This window comes from Streptomyces mayonensis (genome assembly GCF_018982965.1).
Taxonomy (GTDB): Bacteria; Actinomycetota; Actinomycetes; order Streptomycetales; family Streptomycetaceae; genus Streptomyces; species Streptomyces mayonensis.
In genome coordinates, this window is the sequence record NZ_JACBYP010000040.1 from 36,921 (window position 1) to 51,391 (window position 14,471).

General features: G+C 73.2%; 14 protein-coding genes. 13 read left to right on the forward strand and 1 reads right to left on the reverse strand.

The features are described 5' to 3' along the window. The first annotated feature begins 8 nt into the window (after positions 1-8). The 3 genes from HZS56_RS17460 to HZS56_RS17470 are packed head-to-tail and all read left to right on the forward strand — an operon-like array spanning position 9 to position 3,443. Positions 9-782 carry an SDR family NAD(P)-dependent oxidoreductase gene (locus tag HZS56_RS17460; RefSeq protein WP_216721626.1) on the forward strand — a complete coding sequence of 258 codons (774 nt, stop codon included), beginning with the start codon at positions 9-11 and terminating at the stop codon, positions 780-782. Beyond that, positions 775-2,019, forward strand: coding sequence for an iron-containing alcohol dehydrogenase (locus HZS56_RS17465; protein ID WP_216721627.1), 1,245 nt, complete (start codon positions 775-777; stop codon positions 2,017-2,019). The genes HZS56_RS17460 and HZS56_RS17465 overlap by 8 nt, the downstream gene beginning before the upstream one ends. Then, complete coding sequence (locus HZS56_RS17470) at positions 2,016-3,443, forward strand: NAD-dependent succinate-semialdehyde dehydrogenase (protein WP_216721628.1); 1,428 nt, start codon at positions 2,016-2,018, stop codon at positions 3,441-3,443. Before HZS56_RS17465 ends, HZS56_RS17470 begins: the two co-directional genes overlap by 4 nt. 42 nt (positions 3,444-3,485) lie before the next feature. On the opposite strand, the gene HZS56_RS17475 is transcribed toward HZS56_RS17470, so the two are convergent. Then, on the reverse strand, positions 3,486-4,268 hold the full coding sequence (locus HZS56_RS17475) for a thioesterase II family protein (RefSeq protein ID WP_216721629.1): 783 nt from the start codon (positions 4,266-4,268) through the stop codon (positions 3,486-3,488). A 377-nt stretch (positions 4,269-4,645) separates the two neighbouring features. Between HZS56_RS17475 and HZS56_RS17480 the strand changes: the two genes are divergently transcribed. The 10 genes from HZS56_RS17480 (at position 4,646) to HZS56_RS17525 (ending at position 14,428) form a co-directional block, all read left to right on the forward strand. Further along, positions 4,646-4,933, forward strand: a complete 288-nt coding sequence (locus tag HZS56_RS17480; RefSeq protein WP_216721630.1) for a DUF6355 family natural product biosynthesis protein — start codon at positions 4,646-4,648, stop codon at positions 4,931-4,933. A 224-nt stretch (positions 4,934-5,157) separates the two neighbouring features. Further along, entirely contained in the window at positions 5,158-5,733 is a 576-nt protein-coding gene (locus HZS56_RS17485; RefSeq protein WP_216721631.1) for a snapalysin family zinc-dependent metalloprotease, read from the forward strand. Positions 5,734-5,918: 185 nt separating this feature from the next. Next, positions 5,919-6,818: a Vgb family protein gene (locus tag HZS56_RS17490; RefSeq protein ID WP_216721632.1), complete on the forward strand. Its 900-nt coding sequence runs from the start codon at positions 5,919-5,921 to the stop codon at positions 6,816-6,818. 174 nt (positions 6,819-6,992) lie between these two features. After that, positions 6,993-8,132: an FAD-dependent oxidoreductase gene (locus HZS56_RS17495; RefSeq protein ID WP_216721633.1), complete on the forward strand. Its 1,140-nt coding sequence runs from the start codon at positions 6,993-6,995 to the stop codon at positions 8,130-8,132. A 117-nt stretch (positions 8,133-8,249) separates the two neighbouring features. After that, positions 8,250-9,128, forward strand: a complete 879-nt coding sequence (locus HZS56_RS17500) for an IclR family transcriptional regulator (RefSeq protein WP_216721634.1) — start codon at positions 8,250-8,252, stop codon at positions 9,126-9,128. Between the two features lie 209 nt (positions 9,129-9,337). Next, positions 9,338-10,210 (forward strand): substrate-binding domain-containing protein, encoded by an 873-nt coding sequence (locus HZS56_RS17505; RefSeq protein WP_216721635.1) that lies wholly within the window; start codon positions 9,338-9,340, stop codon positions 10,208-10,210. Between the two features lie 491 nt (positions 10,211-10,701). Next, positions 10,702-11,763 carry an ABC transporter substrate-binding protein gene (locus HZS56_RS17510; RefSeq protein ID WP_216721636.1) on the forward strand — a complete coding sequence of 354 codons (1,062 nt, stop codon included), beginning with the start codon at positions 10,702-10,704 and terminating at the stop codon, positions 11,761-11,763. Between the two features lie 5 nt (positions 11,764-11,768). Next, the gene (locus HZS56_RS17515; protein WP_253914417.1) at positions 11,769-12,647 is read left to right on the forward strand and encodes an ABC transporter permease; all 879 of its coding nucleotides are present in this window, start codon (positions 11,769-11,771) and stop codon (positions 12,645-12,647) included. Continuing rightward, a complete protein-coding gene (locus HZS56_RS17520; RefSeq protein WP_216721637.1) occupies positions 12,644-13,456 on the forward strand; it encodes an ABC transporter ATP-binding protein in 813 nt (270 codons plus the stop codon). Before HZS56_RS17515 ends, HZS56_RS17520 begins: the two co-directional genes overlap by 4 nt. Positions 13,457-13,522: 66 nt before the next feature. After that, positions 13,523-14,428: an ABC transporter substrate-binding protein gene (locus HZS56_RS17525; protein WP_216721638.1), complete on the forward strand. Its 906-nt coding sequence runs from the start codon at positions 13,523-13,525 to the stop codon at positions 14,426-14,428. Positions 14,429-14,471 lie beyond the last annotated feature (43 nt).

A 14,471-nucleotide genomic window follows, 5' to 3' on the forward strand; every position in this document is an offset into this window, starting at 1 on the left:
ACAGCACCATGCCCCAGGAAATGACCGCACGGCCGCCGCTGGCCGGCACAGTCGTCCTCGTGGTCGGCGCGAGTACCGGAATCGGGGCCGACACAGCCCGTGTACTGGCCGCGGACGGCGCGGCTCTCATGCTGGTCGCACGCACCGAGGAACCCCTGGCCGCGCTCGCCGCAGACCTCGCGTCGGCGGGGCACGACGTGGCGTACACCACGGGAGACGTCGCGGACGCGGCGAGCGTCGCCGGGTTCGTGGACGCCACCGTCGCCCGGTTCGGCCGCCTCGACGGGGCGTTCAACAGCGCGGCGACCACCCAGGCGGGCCGTCTCGACACGGTCACGGAGCGGGACTTCGACCGGATCATGGCAGTGAACGTGAAGGGCACGTGGCTCTGCATCCGCGAGGAGGTACGGGTCATGGAGAAGCAGGGAGCCGGCTCGATCGTCAACATGAGCAGCATCGGAGGCCTGCGCGGCAGCTCCGGCATGGGCGCCTACCAGGCCACCAAGCACGCGGTCGTCGGCCTGACCCGGACCGCGGCCCACGACTTCGGGCCGCTCGGGATCCGGGTGAACGCGATCGCTCCCGGACCGACCGAGTCACCGATGCTGGACCGGACGCGCCTGGCCGTCCCCGGCGGAGTGGAGGCGAGGATCGCCGCCACCCCGCTGCGCAGGGCGGGGACCGGGGAGCAGGTCGGGGCGACCGCGGCGTTCCTCCTCAGCGACCGCTCCAGCCACGTCAGCGGTGTCGTCCTGCCGGTGGACGGAGGATTCCTTGCCTGAGCAGCCTGAGCAGCCGGATCCGCCGGGGACGCTGCGGCTGCCCGCCCGAGTGCACTTCGGTCACGGCACCCGCAGGCTGCTGCCCGGGATCACCGCACTGCACGGCCGGCGGGTGCTGCTCGTCGCCGACCCCTTCCTCGCGGGCACCCCCCTTCTCGGGGATCTGACCGGCTCCCTCGCCCGGGCCGGACTGGACGTACGGACCTACTCGGACATCACCCCCGAGCTGCCCGCCGGCACGCTCGACGCGGCCGCGGAGGCGGCACGGGAGCACCGCGCGCACAGCGTCCTCGCGATCGGCGGGGGCAGCACCCTGGACGCCGCGAAGCTGATCGCGCTGCTGTGCGTGCACGGCGGTCCACTCGACCAGTACTACGGCGAGAACCGGGTGCCGGGACCGGTGCTCCCCGTCGTCGCGGTGCCGACCACGGCGGGCACCGGGTCCGAGGTGACACCGGTGGCCGTCGTCTCCGACCCGGCCCGCGAACTCAAGGTGGGCGTCTCCAGTCCGTTCCTGGTGCCGGCCGCCGCGGTCGTCGACCCCGGACTCACCCTGGGCGCGCCCCGCGACGTGACAGCCTTCTCCGGCATCGACGCGCTGGTGCATGCCGCCGAGTCGTACACCGCCCGCGCCCTGCACACGGACGCCGGCGCGGATCTCCCCGTCTTCACGGGGCACAACGCGCTGACCGAGCCCGTCGCGCTCCGGGCCGCGCAACACCTGGGGGCGTGGCTGCCCGTCGCCGTCCGGGAGCCGTCCCACCGCCACGCCCGCCATCAGGTCGCGCTGGGCGCCCTCCTGGCCGGCGTCTCCTTCGGTTCGGCCGGCACGCACCTGTGCCACGCGCTCCAGTACCCGATCGGCGCGCTCACCGGGACGCCCCACGGCCTGGGCACCGGTCTGCTGCTGCCGTACGTCCTGGACACCCTGCGGGAGGATCCCGGCACCGCCGTACGGATCGCCTCCTTCGGAGCGGCCCTGGAGGACGTCCCGGCCTCCGACGCCTCCGCCGCCCGGACCGTCGCCGCGGCGGCCGGCATCAACCGGGCCGTCGGGGTGCCCGCGACGCTGTCCGGCATCGGCCTCACCCGCGCGCAGCTGCCCCGGGTGGCCGACCTGGCCCTGACGGCCACGCGGCTGCTGTCCATCGCCCCCGTCGAACCGACCCGGGACATGCTCCTCGGCATCCTCGACCGCGCGTACACCGGAATCCTCGACGGCCGGAGGGCCGCATGAACCTGCACACGGACCTGTTCATCGGCGGCCGGTGGCGGCCCGGCTCGGACGGCACACGGTTCGACGTCACCGACCCCTCGGACCTGACCACCGTCGCGCGCTTCGCGGTGGCGACCGAGCAGGACTGCATGGCGGCCGTCGACGCGGCGGCCGCGGCGGCCGCACCGTGGGCCGCGACCGCGCCCCGTACCCGCAGCGAACTGCTGCGCGGGGCCTACGAGATCCTCACCGCGGAGGCCGATGAGCTCGCCGGTCTCATCGCCCGGGAGAACGGCAAGTCCTGGGCGGACGCCGTGGGCGAGGCGCACTACGCCAAGGAGTTCTTCCGCTGGTTCGCCGAGGAGGCCGTGCGGGTACCGGGCGACTACCGGCTCTCCCCCGCCGGCGACAAACGCATCGTCGTCGACCACCGTCCGGTCGGGGTGTCGCTGCTGATCACCCCGTGGAACTTCCCCGCCGCCATGGCCACCCGCAAGCTCGCGCCCGCGCTCGCCGCCGGCTGCACCACGGTGCTCAAGCCCGCCGACGAGACACCCCTCACCGCCGCCTACGTCGTCGACGTGCTGCGCCGGGCCGGCGTCCCCGACGGCGTGGTCAACCTCGTCACCCCTCTTCCTCCGGGCCCGGCCGTGAAACGGATGATCGACCGCCCCGAGGTACGGAAGCTCTCGTTCACCGGCTCGACCGAGGTCGGCCGGGAACTGCTGCACGCCTGCGCGGACAGTGTGGTCGGCACCTCCATGGAACTCGGCGGTAACGCCCCCCTCGTCGTGCTGCCGGACGCCGACGTGGAACCGGCCGTCGAAGGCGCCCTGGCCGCCAAGATGCGCAACGGGGGCGCCGCCTGCACCGCCGCCAACCGCCTCTACGTGCACAGCTCCGTCCACGACGGGTTCGTCGCCCGCCTGGACGCCGCGCTCGCCGGGCTCACGACCGGTCCGGGCATCGACGGCTCGTACTCCCTCGGCGCACTCGTCTCGACCGCCGAACGCGACAAGGTGGCGGCCCTGGTCGAGGCGGCGGTCTCGGACGGGGCGACCCTGGTGCGCGGTGGACGTGCCCGGCCGGGCGGCGCCTTCTTCGAGCCGACCCTGCTCACCGGAGTCCGGCACGGCTCGGCCGTCACGACCGCCGAGATCTTCGGCCCGGTCGCCGCCGTCGTCCGGTACGACGACGTCGACGAGGCGGTACGGATGGCCAACGACACCGAACACGGGCTGATGGCCTACGTGTTCGGCGAGGAGCGCGAGGCGATGGCGGTGGCCCGCCGTCTCGAGGCCGGCATGGTCGCCGTCAACCGGGGCGTGGTCAGCGACCCGGCCGCCCCGTTCGGGGGCGTCAAACAGAGCGGCCTCGGCCGGGAGGGGGGCTTCGAGGGCATACGGGAGTTCCTGGAGGAGCAGTACATCGCGCTGAACGCGTGACGCCGGCGCACGTCCGGCCGCCACCGGGCCCGGTGGACCCACTCAGCCGGCGACGGTCCCCGGGCGGACGCCGCTGCGCAGGGTGTCGGTGACGAGCGTGGCGATCTCGGGCTCGTGGTCGGTCAGGAAGAAGTGACCGCCGGTGAAGACCTTCAGGTCGAAGGCGCCCGTGGTGTGCCGGCGCCAGGCGGCGACCTCGTCGGTCCGGGCGCGCGGGTCGCGGTCCCCCGTGAGCGCCACGACCGGGGTGCCGACCACGGCGTCGGCTCCGGTGCGGTAGGTTTCGGCCGCACCGTAGTCGGCGCGCACCGCCGGCAGGACGAGCCGCAGCAGTTCGGGCTCGTCGAGGATGCGGCTGTCCGTGCCCTCCAGCTCCCGGAGTTCGTCGACGAGGCCCGCGTCGTCGAGGAAGCGTACGCCGCGGTCCGCGGTGATGGACGGCGCGCGTCGGCCGGAGACGAAGAGGGCGCGGGGCGCTGCCGGGCCCTCGCGTTCGAGCAGCCGGGCCAGTTCGAAGGCGACGGCGCCGCCCATGCTGTGCCCGAAGAGGGCGAAGGGACGGCCCGCGACGAGGGCTCCCAGCTCCTCGAACGCGCCGCGGGCCAGTTCCGGAACCGTCTCGAGACAGGGCTCACGCATCCGGTCCTGACGGCCCGGGTACTGCGTGGCGAGGACCTGGACGTCCGCGGGCAGCCGCTCCGACAGCGAGAAGAAGGCACTCGCGGACCCTCCGGCGTAGGGCAGGCACACCAGGGTCGCCCGGGCACCCGGGCGCGGGTGGTACGTACGGAACCACGGGCTGCTGGACGGACCGGGTGGCGTCATGGTGGGAAATGCTCCTCTCGCACTCGGCGAGTCGTCGTGCCCGCCGTCCTTCTCCAGCCGGTCGGCCCCGGTGCATTCCGTGCACGCCGGCGCTGCGCGGCCGGTCGGTTCCTTCCCCCGCCTGCCCGGGGGCAATCATCCACGGTGGGCCCGCCGGGCCGTTGCCGAGGCGGGACCCGGCGCATGCCTCCGGTCCCTGACACGCGGCGAATCGGCGAGGATCAACTGATCGGCGCAACAGCAAATCGTTTCACCGGGTGAAGGACGGCATCGGCGGCCGGAGCGGCTGCCGGGAGCTGCGAGCCTGGCTCCGCATCGGCAACGGATCGGCAGGACAAGGCAGTTCTCGCACCGATCCCCCATCTCAAGGAGTTCCCTTGCCTCTCCGTCGTATCGTGACCAGCGCCCTCGCCTCCTTCGCCCTCGCTCTCGCCTCCGTCGGCGCCCTCACCCTGAGTGCCGGCCCGGCTGCGGCGAACCCCTGCGGCTTCTACGAGACCGCCTCCGACGCCTACTACAACCACTGCACCTCCGACGGCTCGCACATCGTCATCGAGATCGACGACTGGGGACCCAACAGCGAACGGTGCGTGGGCCCCGGCGTGACCTGGATCGGCGCCGCCTCCGACATCGACGGGGCGTGGTACACCGGCCGCACCTGCTGACACCCGAAGCCTGTCCCACGCCGGGCCGAGGCCGTCGGCCCGGCGTGGGACAGGCGGTGCCGAGCGGCAGGGCCACCGCCGCGCGGGCGAACCGCGAGCCGAACCGGGCGGCTCCGGGACCCGGCCGGACTGACGGATTGGCGGCCGGGTCCAGCGGGCAGGGAGACAGGCGGCATCCCCAATGATGTCATGCGCACGACTCCTCTCCCCCACAAGGAGGCCCCATGCACATCCGTTCGCTGACCGCCCCGCTCGCCGCGGCCCTGCTGATGTCCCTCCCCCTGCTGAGCGGCCAGGCCGTGGCCGCCGGCTCTCCGGGCGGCACCGCCGGTTCCCCGGCCGCGGCCCGGGTCCTCACCTACGACGCCGGCGGCTCGGCGGAGTTCAGGGCCGCGGTGGACCGGGGTGCGGAGATCTGGAACGAGAGCGTCGAGGGCGCGGAACTGCGTCCTGCCGAGGCGGGCCAGCAGGCCAACATCCGCGTCCTGGCCGACGACGGCTGGCCGCGTGCCCAGACCACCTCGTTGGGCAACGGCACCGTCTGGATCGGACGCGAGGCGGTGGACGAGGGACACGACACGGTGCGCATCTCGTCCCACGAACTCGGCCACATCCTGGGGCTGCCGGACCGCAAGCCCGGCCCCTGCTCCAGCCTGATGTCCGGAGCGAGCGCAGGCGTCGAGTGCACGAACCCGTACCCGAACGCCGCCGAGAAGGCGGAGGTCGAGGACAACTTCGCCGGAACGGCAGGCGCTCCGCGGGCGTCTGCGGTGTCGGCGCCCGTTCTCGTGGCGGACTGACCGGGACCCTCGTACGGCGCCTCCCCCGGTGCCGAACGTTCCCCGGCAGCGGCGGGCGCCCGGACGGGGCGCGGCGGGGGCGCCCGCAGGTCCCCCGGAATGTCCGAAGACTCCAGGGCCATGGCCCGGTAGCATCCGCAGTCGCGCCTCTTCCGTCCGCCGTCTTCCGTCCGAGGGGTCCGCCCATGCCTGGCCGTCCGGCCGTCTGTGTCACGGAGTTCTCCGTTTCCGACCGCGAGGCCGGGCCCTACGGAATCACCACCGGGCCGGACGGCGCCCTGTGGTTCACCATGGTCCATGACGGCCGGATCGGCCGGATCACCCCCGACGGCGAGACGACTTCCCACCGGCTCGTACCGGACGACGGCGGACCGTCGGTCATCGCGGCGGGGCCCGACGGCGCCCTGTGGTTCACCGAGTTCCGCGGGCACCGGATCGGGCGCGTCGGCACCGGCGGGGACATCACCTCCTTCCCGCTGCCGACTCCGGAGGCCGGCCCGTTCGGCATCGTGGCGGGCCCGGACGACGCTCTGTGGTTCACCGAAGCCGGTGCCGGCCGCGTCGGCCGCATCACGACCGGCGGCCACGTCACCGAGTTCGAACTGCCCGTCCCGGGGGCCTTCCCGTCGGTCATCACCACGGGCCCGGACGACCGGCTGTGGTTCACGATGAACCGGGCGAACGCGATCGGCGCCATCGCGGGGGACGGTGCCGTCACCGTCCACGAGCTGCCCACTCCCGCCGCCGCCCCCGTCGGCATCACGGACGGCGGCGACGGCGCCCTCTGGTTCGTCGAGATCGGAGCCGGCCAGGTCGGACGCATCACACCGGACGGCCGGATCGACGAGTTCGCGCTGCCCGACCCCGCCTCCCGCCCGCACGCCATCGCGGCCGGCGCCGACGGGAACTGCTGGTTCACCGAGTGGGGGGCCAACCGCGTCGGACGGATCACCCCCGGCGGCCGGATCGACGAGTACGACCTTCCGAGCCCGTCCTCGGAACCCCACGGCATCGTCCAGGGGCCGGACGGCGCGATGTGGACCGCTCTCGAGACCGGGACGGTCGCACGCCTCGCCACGCACTGAGCGACGGCACGACGCGCCACGACCGGCGCGGCGGTGTCGGTGACATGTCGGAGCGTTGTCGAGGCGCGGCGAGGGCTGTCGGTGGGATGTCGGCGGATCATCGGCGAGGACTGACACCTTTCCGGAGACGGCCGCCCGGAGCACACCGGGCGGCCCCCACCGGAAGGAGCCACCATGCCCACCCCTGTCACCGTCGTCGGCGCCGGACTCGGCGGCCTCACCCTGGCCCGCGTCCTGCACCTCCACGGGATCCCGGTCACCGTGTACGAGGCCGACTCCTCTCCCGCGGCACGCGCGCAGGGCGGACTGCTCGACATCCACGAGGACAGCGGCCAGCTCGCCCTGGAGGCGGCCGGGCTGACGGACGCGTTCCGGGGCTTGGTCCTGGAGGGCCGCCAGGCGCTGCGGGTCCTCGCGCCGGACGGCACCGTCCTGCTCGACCAGCCCGACGACGGGACGGGCGGACGCCCCGAGGTCCAGCGCGGCGACCTGCGGCAGCTGCTGCTCGACTCGCTGCCGGCAGGCACCGTGCGGTGGGGGCGCAAGGCCGCCCTTGTCCGTGCCCTCGGTGCGGGCCGCCACGAGGTGACGTTCGCCGACGGCTCCACCGTCGTCACCGCGCTGCTGGTCGGCGCCGACGGGGCGTGGTCACGGGTGAGGCCGCTGGTGTCCGCCGCCGCGCCCGGGTACATCGGCAAGTCGGTCGTCGAGACCTACCTGTTCGACGCCGCCACGCGGCACCCGGCCGCCTCGAAGACGGTGGGCGGCGGAATGCTCGTCGTTCCCTCCCCGGGCAGGGAGATCTTCGCCCACCGGGAGAAGGACGACACGCTCCACGCCTACGTGGGACTGTCCGAGCCGCAGGACTGGTTCGCCGCCGTCGACTTCGGCGACGCCGCCGCGGCCACCGAGCGGATAGCCCGGGAATTCGACGGCTGGGCGCCGGAACTGACCGCTCTGATCACCGACAGCGACGTCGCGCCGGTCCTGCGCCCCCTCTTCGCCCTGCCGCCCGGACACCGCTGGGACCGGGTGCCGGGGGTGACCCTCCTCGGCGACGCGGCCCACCTCTCCGCACCCAACGGCGAGGGCGCCAACCTGGCCATGCTCGACGGCGCCGACCTGGGCACGGCACTCGCCGCGCACCCCGACGACGCCGAGGCGGCACTCGGCCGGTACGAGGAGGCCATGTTCCCCCGCAGCGCCGAGACGGCCACCGACGAGATGCCGGTGATCGACCCCTCCGACGACGCGGCCCGGGAGGTGCTCGGCCTGTTCGCCGGGGAGGCGGCGGACGGTGCTCCCGGCCAATGACGTACGGGCAGGCGCCCGGGCAGGAGACACCGATGGCAGCGGCCCCCCTCCGGGGGCCCCTGCCCGGGCCGGGCCGGCTCTCCGCCGCACGCGCGAGCGCTGGTGTACCGTCCCGAGGTGACTGAATCCTCCACCGGTTTCGCGAGCCGTACCCCGCGCAGTTCCGGCGTCCAGTCGGTCGCCCGGGCAGCAGCGCTGCTCGGCGCCGTGGTGGACAGCCCCTCCGGCGGCGCGACCCTCACCGAGCTGTCCAAGCTCACCGGGCTGAACGTGAGCACCGTGCACCGGCTGCTGGGGACGCTGTGCGCGGAGGGCCTGCTCTGCCGCTCCCGGGAGGGCGACCGGTTCCAGCCCGGTCCGGTGCTGCTGCGGCTCGGCCGCCGGTCACTGGCGTCCACCGGGCTGCCGGAGGTGACCGCGGTCCTGAAGGAGCTGGCGGACGCGACGGGCGAGACCGCGAGCATCGGCATGCGCCGCGGTGACCGGGTGCTGGTGCTGGTCTCCGTCCAGTCCGAGCAGCCGCTGCGGTACCTGGGCGAGCCCGGCGTGTCCGTGCCCCTGACGCAGACGGCGATGGGCGTCGCCCTGCTGGCCTTCGACTCCGCGCCGCCGCGGGAACGGGCTCCGTCGCCGGGAGCGCCGTCGCAGGGGATTCCGTCGCGGGGAGCGCCGTCGCAGGGGGTTCCGTCGCAGGGGCGGGCCGGGGATGCCGCTGCCGGCCCGGCCGACGGCGCCGAGGAGTGGTCCTGGCGCGTGCGTCTGCTGGCCGCGCAGTTCAGGGGCTTCGCCGTGCTCGACGGTGCCGACGGCAGTGGTCTGCGCGGGCTTGCGGCACCCGTGGACAGCGGATCGCCCTACATCCAGCTGGCCGTCGACATCCAGGGGCCACTGGGACGCATGACCGACGACCGCCTGGACGCGCTCGGCACCCGGGTCGTCGCCGCGGCGGACAGCCTGCGGGGCCTGCCGGTCGCGCTGGCCCTCGGGCAGCTCTGACGGCCTTCCTCCCGGGGCCATACATGTCAGTCATGTTGCAGCCCTCCACCCTCGTGTCGGCTCAGAAAGGTCTCAACATGCCTTGTCATCCCGGGAGATGACCCTTCCCGCAGAGTGAAATCGCTTCGCGCATCGCGGGAAGAGCCCGTTGACGGGCCTGAGGGGCCGACCTACAGTCGTCGGCAGTCCAGAAGGGGAGGGAGGCCGGCATGACCGCGGAAGCACCCGGCGACCAGATCGTCATCTCCCGCAACCATCCCGTCTTCGACCTCCCGGAAATCGTCGCCATGGAGCACGGCCTCTTCGGCCGGGCCGGCCTCGACGTCCGCCTCGCGCACAACGCGCCGGCCCGGGAGCGGGAGTCCCGCGACCCGATCGCGCGCCGCAAGGAGGCGCTCTTCGAGTCCGAGCGTGCCGACCTGTTCAACCTGTGCGAGTGGGGCGGCATCGACCGGCTGGAGCGCAACCGGCGCGGCGGCTACATCGGTTATCTGCGCCCGGCGGTCGTCGCCCAGGGGCTGGTCAGCTTCGACCCGGCACTGGCCGAACCGCACGACGTGAGCGGCGTCCCCGTGGGCGTCAACGAGTTCACCGGGTCCCACTACACGGCTCTGCACCTCCTCGAAGGCACCGTCCCCCGCGACCGGATCGTCCTGGAGCACGTGGGTCCGCCGTCCGCCCGCCTGGACGCGGCCGCCACCGGGAGCGTCCGCGCCGTCATGCTCATGGAGCCCTACCTCAGTCTCGCCCTGGAGCGCGGAGCCCATCTGCTGGGCTGCTACTTCTACCGGGGAACGCAGGTCGTGGCACCGCACCTGCCCACCGAACGGCTCGACGTCTACGTGTCCGCCGTCAACGAGGCCGTCGACATCATCAACGCCGACCGGGCGGCGTGGGCCGGACACATCGTCGGCGAGCTCGACGGCACGCTGCCCTCCGCCCGGCTGCGTCCGGACTACCACCGCTACACGCACGCCACTCCCTTCACGCGCGAACGCTTCACCGAGAGCTACGCGTGGATGGCCTCCTGGCAGCTCACCGACGGGCGCAGCGGTTACGACACGCTGCTCGCCCTGCGGTAGACGAGGGAACGGGACATCGCGATGACGGAAGAGAAGCGGCCCCCAAGGGCCCTCACCCGCCGCTACCACGTCGATCTCTGCCTGCTCGCCGGCTGTCTGTGTACCGGCCCGTGCCGCGGCGGTGCCGTGCCGCGCTGACGGCGGTCCGTCCCTCCCCGCCCACGTCCCCGCCCACGTCGCGCCCGACGCGGCCCGCGTGCGGCCGTGACGGGTGTGAGCCGGTGCGCCGCCGCGCACCCGGCCGGGCCCTGCCCGGCCCGTCGGCCGTGGTGCCCCTTCACGCACTGCTGTGTCCTGTCGTGCCCGCACCGGCTTCTGCCCGCCGCCGGCACTTGTCCGCCCCTGCCCTGCCGTCTCCTCCTCCAGGAGTCCACCGTGTCCGCTCCGCTCTCCGTCTCCGACTGCCCCTCCCTGTGCCGGGCCCCGCACGGGAGCAACTGCCGCGTCCCCTCGATCGACCACAACGGCACTACCGCCCGGGAGACCACCCCATGACCAGCCGCTCCTTCTTCCACCACCCCGACCGACCGCCCACGTCAGCTGCCGCCGAGGGGCCGGGGCGCCGGACCCTGTTGCGCTCGGGCGGCGGACTGCTGGCCGCCGCCGGTCTCGCCCCGCTGCTCTCGGCATGCGGAGAATCCGGTGGCGGCGGCAGCGGTGACGGCGGGTCGGCACGCGTGGAGGACACCCAGGCCGGGACGGCGGGCGCGGTGATCAGGCCGATCAGCGAGCAACGCCGCCTGGTGGGCGACCTGGACCTCACCTATGTCGCGGGGACCGGACCGGGCGACGTGCAGAACAAGTTGCTCTCCGGGGCCCTGGACGTGGCCAGCATGGGCCCCGTCGGAGCCGCGGTCTCCCAGGCCGCGGGCGCCGACGTCGTGATCTTCTCCACCAGCCTGGCGAACCACGTGCGCTGGCTCGTACCGGAGAACAGCCCCTACCGCACCGTCAAGGACCTGCGCGGCAAGAAGGTCGCCACGCCGCCGAAGAACAGCGACGCCTACCGCTCCGCCCAACTCTCCACCGCGGTCAACGACATCGACTTCGAGACGGACTACCGGGTCCATCCCGGTGCCGTGCTCGCCGGACTGTCCCTCTTCGAACGCGGTGACGTGGACGCCATCGTCACCATCGAACCCAACGCCACCCGGCTGGTCGCCAAGGGCGCCCGGCAACTCGTCACGGTCACCGGCCTGTGGCAGCAGGGCACCGGCAGCGGCGCCGACCTTTTTCTCAACGGGCAGGGCGCCAAGCGCAGTTGGGTGGACCAGAACGGCAGGGCGGCGGCGGGGCTCGCCAGGCTCCGGCTCCGGGCCCACGAGTACATCCACGACAATCCCGGAATCCTCGCCGACCTGCACGAGTCCTACGGCATCCCCGCCTCGGAGAAGAAGGCGGTGGCGCTGCTGCCGGAGCGTCTCGCCGGGATCTACCCCGTCGAGTGGGGCCGGGCGTCGTTCACCAGCATGCGCGACCAGTTGCAGATCGCCGTCAGGACGGGACTGATCACCGCCGCGCCCGAGAAGACCGTCTACCGGGACCTGGGGTGAGTGACATGACCCGGCACACCGCCGTGCGCGCCGACCCGGCCCCGGCCACCCCCTCCCCCGCCGGGACGCCGTCCGTCCCGGCCGCCTCCGTCCGCGTCCGGCGCGGACGGCCGGCCCGGGCACGGAACCCGGTTCGCGCGGCGCTGCCGGTCGCCGCCTTCTTCGCCGTGCTCGTCGGCGGATGGCAGGCCGTTGCGGCCCGCAGCGACAACGTGCTGGTCCCGGACGTGCCGGCCGTCTGGACCGCGCTGTCGGACACGGTCACGCAGCCGCTGTTCTACGACTCCCTCGGTGCCACGCTGCTGCGCGTCGGCCTCGGCTTCGCCCTGGCCTTCGTCACCGCCGTCGTCGTAGGCATCGCGATGGGGCGGGTGGAGTTCGTACGGCGCTTCTTCGAACCGGCCGTGTTGATCGGACTGACGGTGCCCGGCCTGGTGTGGGCACTGCTGTGCGTCATCTGGTTCGGCGTCTCCCTCACCAACCCCGTGGTCGCCGTGGCCCTGTCCGCCGCGCCCGCCCTGACCCTGAGCATCTACCAGGGCACCCGTGCCCTGGACTCCGAACTGCACGAGATGGCGTACGTCTACCGCTTCTCGCTCGTCACGAAGCTGCGCTTCTTGTGGCTGCCCTCGCTGCTGCCCGCGCTGCTGTCGGGGGCCCGCCTCGGTCTGTCCCTGTCCTGGAAGGTGATCGTGCTGGTGGAGATGTTCGGCATGTCCAGCGGCGTCGGCTACGAGCTCAACAACCAGTTCGCCGCGCAGAACGTCGCCGGTGTCCTCAGCTGGACCCTGCTCTTCGCCCTCGTCATGGCGGTCCTGGAGTACGGCGTCCTCCAGGGCCTGGAGCGACGCCTGGGGCGCTGGCGGAAGGCGGCCAGCATATGACCACGAACGGCGCCCCCGCCGAGGATGCCGGGCAGCGGCCGTACGCCGTCCTCGACGGCGTGGGCAAGGAGTTCTTCAGCGCCCGTACCGGTGAGCGCGAGACCGTCTTCGACGGTTTCTCGCTCACCCTGCACCACGGTGAACTGGTCGCCGTCGTCGGCGCCTCCGGCACGGGCAAGACCACCCTGCTGCACCTGGTCGCGGGCCTCGAACACGCCGACACCGGCCGGATCACGCTGGACGACGAGACACGCACCGACGGACCGCCCGGGCCGGCCGGTCCGAGCGGCACGGAGGGCACCGGGCACCGGCTCGGCGTGGTCTTCCAGCAGCCGAGGCTGCTGGACTGGCTCTCCGTGCGCCGCAACGTCGAACTGGCTCTGACCAGCGCGGGACTCGACCCGGCCGGTGCCTCGCAGGCGCTGGCCGACGTGGGGCTCGCGCAGTACGCGGACCGCTACCCGTCTGTGCTGTCCGGCGGGCAGCGCCAACGGGCCGCCGTTGCCCGTGCGTTCGCCGTACAGCCCGAGCTCGTGCTGCTGGACGAGCCGTTCAGCGCACTGGACCAACTCACCGCCCGGCGGCTGCGGCTGCTGCTCCAGGACCTGTGGACGGCCCGCCCGCGCACCGGGCTGCTCGTCACCCACAACCCTCTGGAAGCGGCCTTCCTCGCGGACCGCGTCATCGTCCTGGACGGCCGTCCCGCGCGCGTGCACGCCGAGTTCGCCATCGGCCTGCCCAGGCCCCGCGCTCCCGAGGACCCGCGCGTCTTCGACCACCAGACCGAGATCCTCGCCGCGCTGGGCTGACCGAGCCCGCCGGCCCCGGACCACCCGCGGCAACGGCACCGTCCCACCGAAAGGAATCCGCCTGCGATGGCATCCCGCAAGAAGATAACCATGGAGACCCTCTCGCTGGTCTTCTCCCTGCCGCAACTCGTCGCCAAGGACGAGGGCTTCTACGAGGAGGAGGGCCTGGACGTCGACTTCGTGCCCAAGGGCTACGACGCCAACGTCTCCTACCTCGACGACCACGAGCTGGTCAGTTCCTTCGGGACCGTGCGCTCCCACTTCGAGAGCGGCGACGCCTCCCTGTACCGGGCCTGCGAGTGGGGGCAGATCCGCCGCTCCCACGACACCGGGGTGGGCGGCCGCGTCGTCGGCAAGCGGGCCGCGGTGGGCAGCCAGGCGATCCTGGTTCCGCCCGGTTCCCCGGCCGTGCACCCGCAGGACCTCGCCGGCGAGCCGGTGGCCGTCAACTTCCACCACGGTTCGCACTATCTCGCGCTGCAGGCCCTGGAGGGCTTCCTGCCCCGCGAGGAGATCAAGGTGGTGCACGTCGGCGGCCCGCAGCAGCGTTTCGAGGCGTTGCGGGACGGTGCCGTACCGGCCGCCGCGCTGATGGAGCCGTGGATCACCGTCGCCCAGAAGCAGGGCTACCAGATCCTCACCGAGGCCTTCTACGTCGGCTCGGAGATCGCCTCTCCGGAAGTCGGCACGGACACCTACGACGCCCTGAACCGGGCCGTCGTCAAGGCCGTCCGCAAGCTCCAGGAGGACCCCTACCCCTACCTGCACCACCTCATCGGGGAGGTGCCCGCGGAGATCGACGCCGGTCTGGAGCCGTCGGACTTCCCGCGCTGGCGGCTGCGGTTCGTCGACCCGGCCCCGTACCCCGAGGACCAGTTCCGGCGCACCTACGACTGGATGCGCAGCTGGAACCTGATCGACGAGGACGGTTCCACGTACAACTCCCTGGTCGACAACCTGCTGCCGGCCTGACCGCCGGGGCACCGGGGGCGTACGGCGCCGTTACCGCCGTACG

Coding starts and splice junctions, on each gene's coding strand:
- HZS56_RS17520 (WP_216721637.1), top strand. CDS start 12,644: ATGACCACGAACGGCGCCCCCGCCGAGGATGCCGGGCAGCGGCCGTAC.
- HZS56_RS17510 (WP_216721636.1), top strand. CDS start 10,702: ATGACCAGCCGCTCCTTCTTCCACCACCCCGACCGACCGCCCACGTCA.
- HZS56_RS17485 (WP_216721631.1), top strand. CDS start 5,158: ATGCACATCCGTTCGCTGACCGCCCCGCTCGCCGCGGCCCTGCTGATG.
- HZS56_RS17505 (WP_216721635.1), top strand. CDS start 9,338: ATGACCGCGGAAGCACCCGGCGACCAGATCGTCATCTCCCGCAACCAT.
- HZS56_RS17460 (WP_216721626.1), top strand. CDS start 9: ATGCCCCAGGAAATGACCGCACGGCCGCCGCTGGCCGGCACAGTCGTC.
- HZS56_RS17490 (WP_216721632.1), top strand. CDS start 5,919: ATGCCTGGCCGTCCGGCCGTCTGTGTCACGGAGTTCTCCGTTTCCGAC.
- HZS56_RS17525 (WP_216721638.1), top strand. CDS start 13,523: ATGGCATCCCGCAAGAAGATAACCATGGAGACCCTCTCGCTGGTCTTC.
- HZS56_RS17470 (WP_216721628.1), top strand. CDS start 2,016: ATGAACCTGCACACGGACCTGTTCATCGGCGGCCGGTGGCGGCCCGGC.
- HZS56_RS17475 (WP_216721629.1), bottom strand. CDS start 4,268: ATGACGCCACCCGGTCCGTCCAGCAGCCCGTGGTTCCGTACGTACCAC.
- HZS56_RS17495 (WP_216721633.1), top strand. CDS start 6,993: ATGCCCACCCCTGTCACCGTCGTCGGCGCCGGACTCGGCGGCCTCACC.
- HZS56_RS17515 (WP_253914417.1), top strand. CDS start 11,769: ATGACCCGGCACACCGCCGTGCGCGCCGACCCGGCCCCGGCCACCCCC.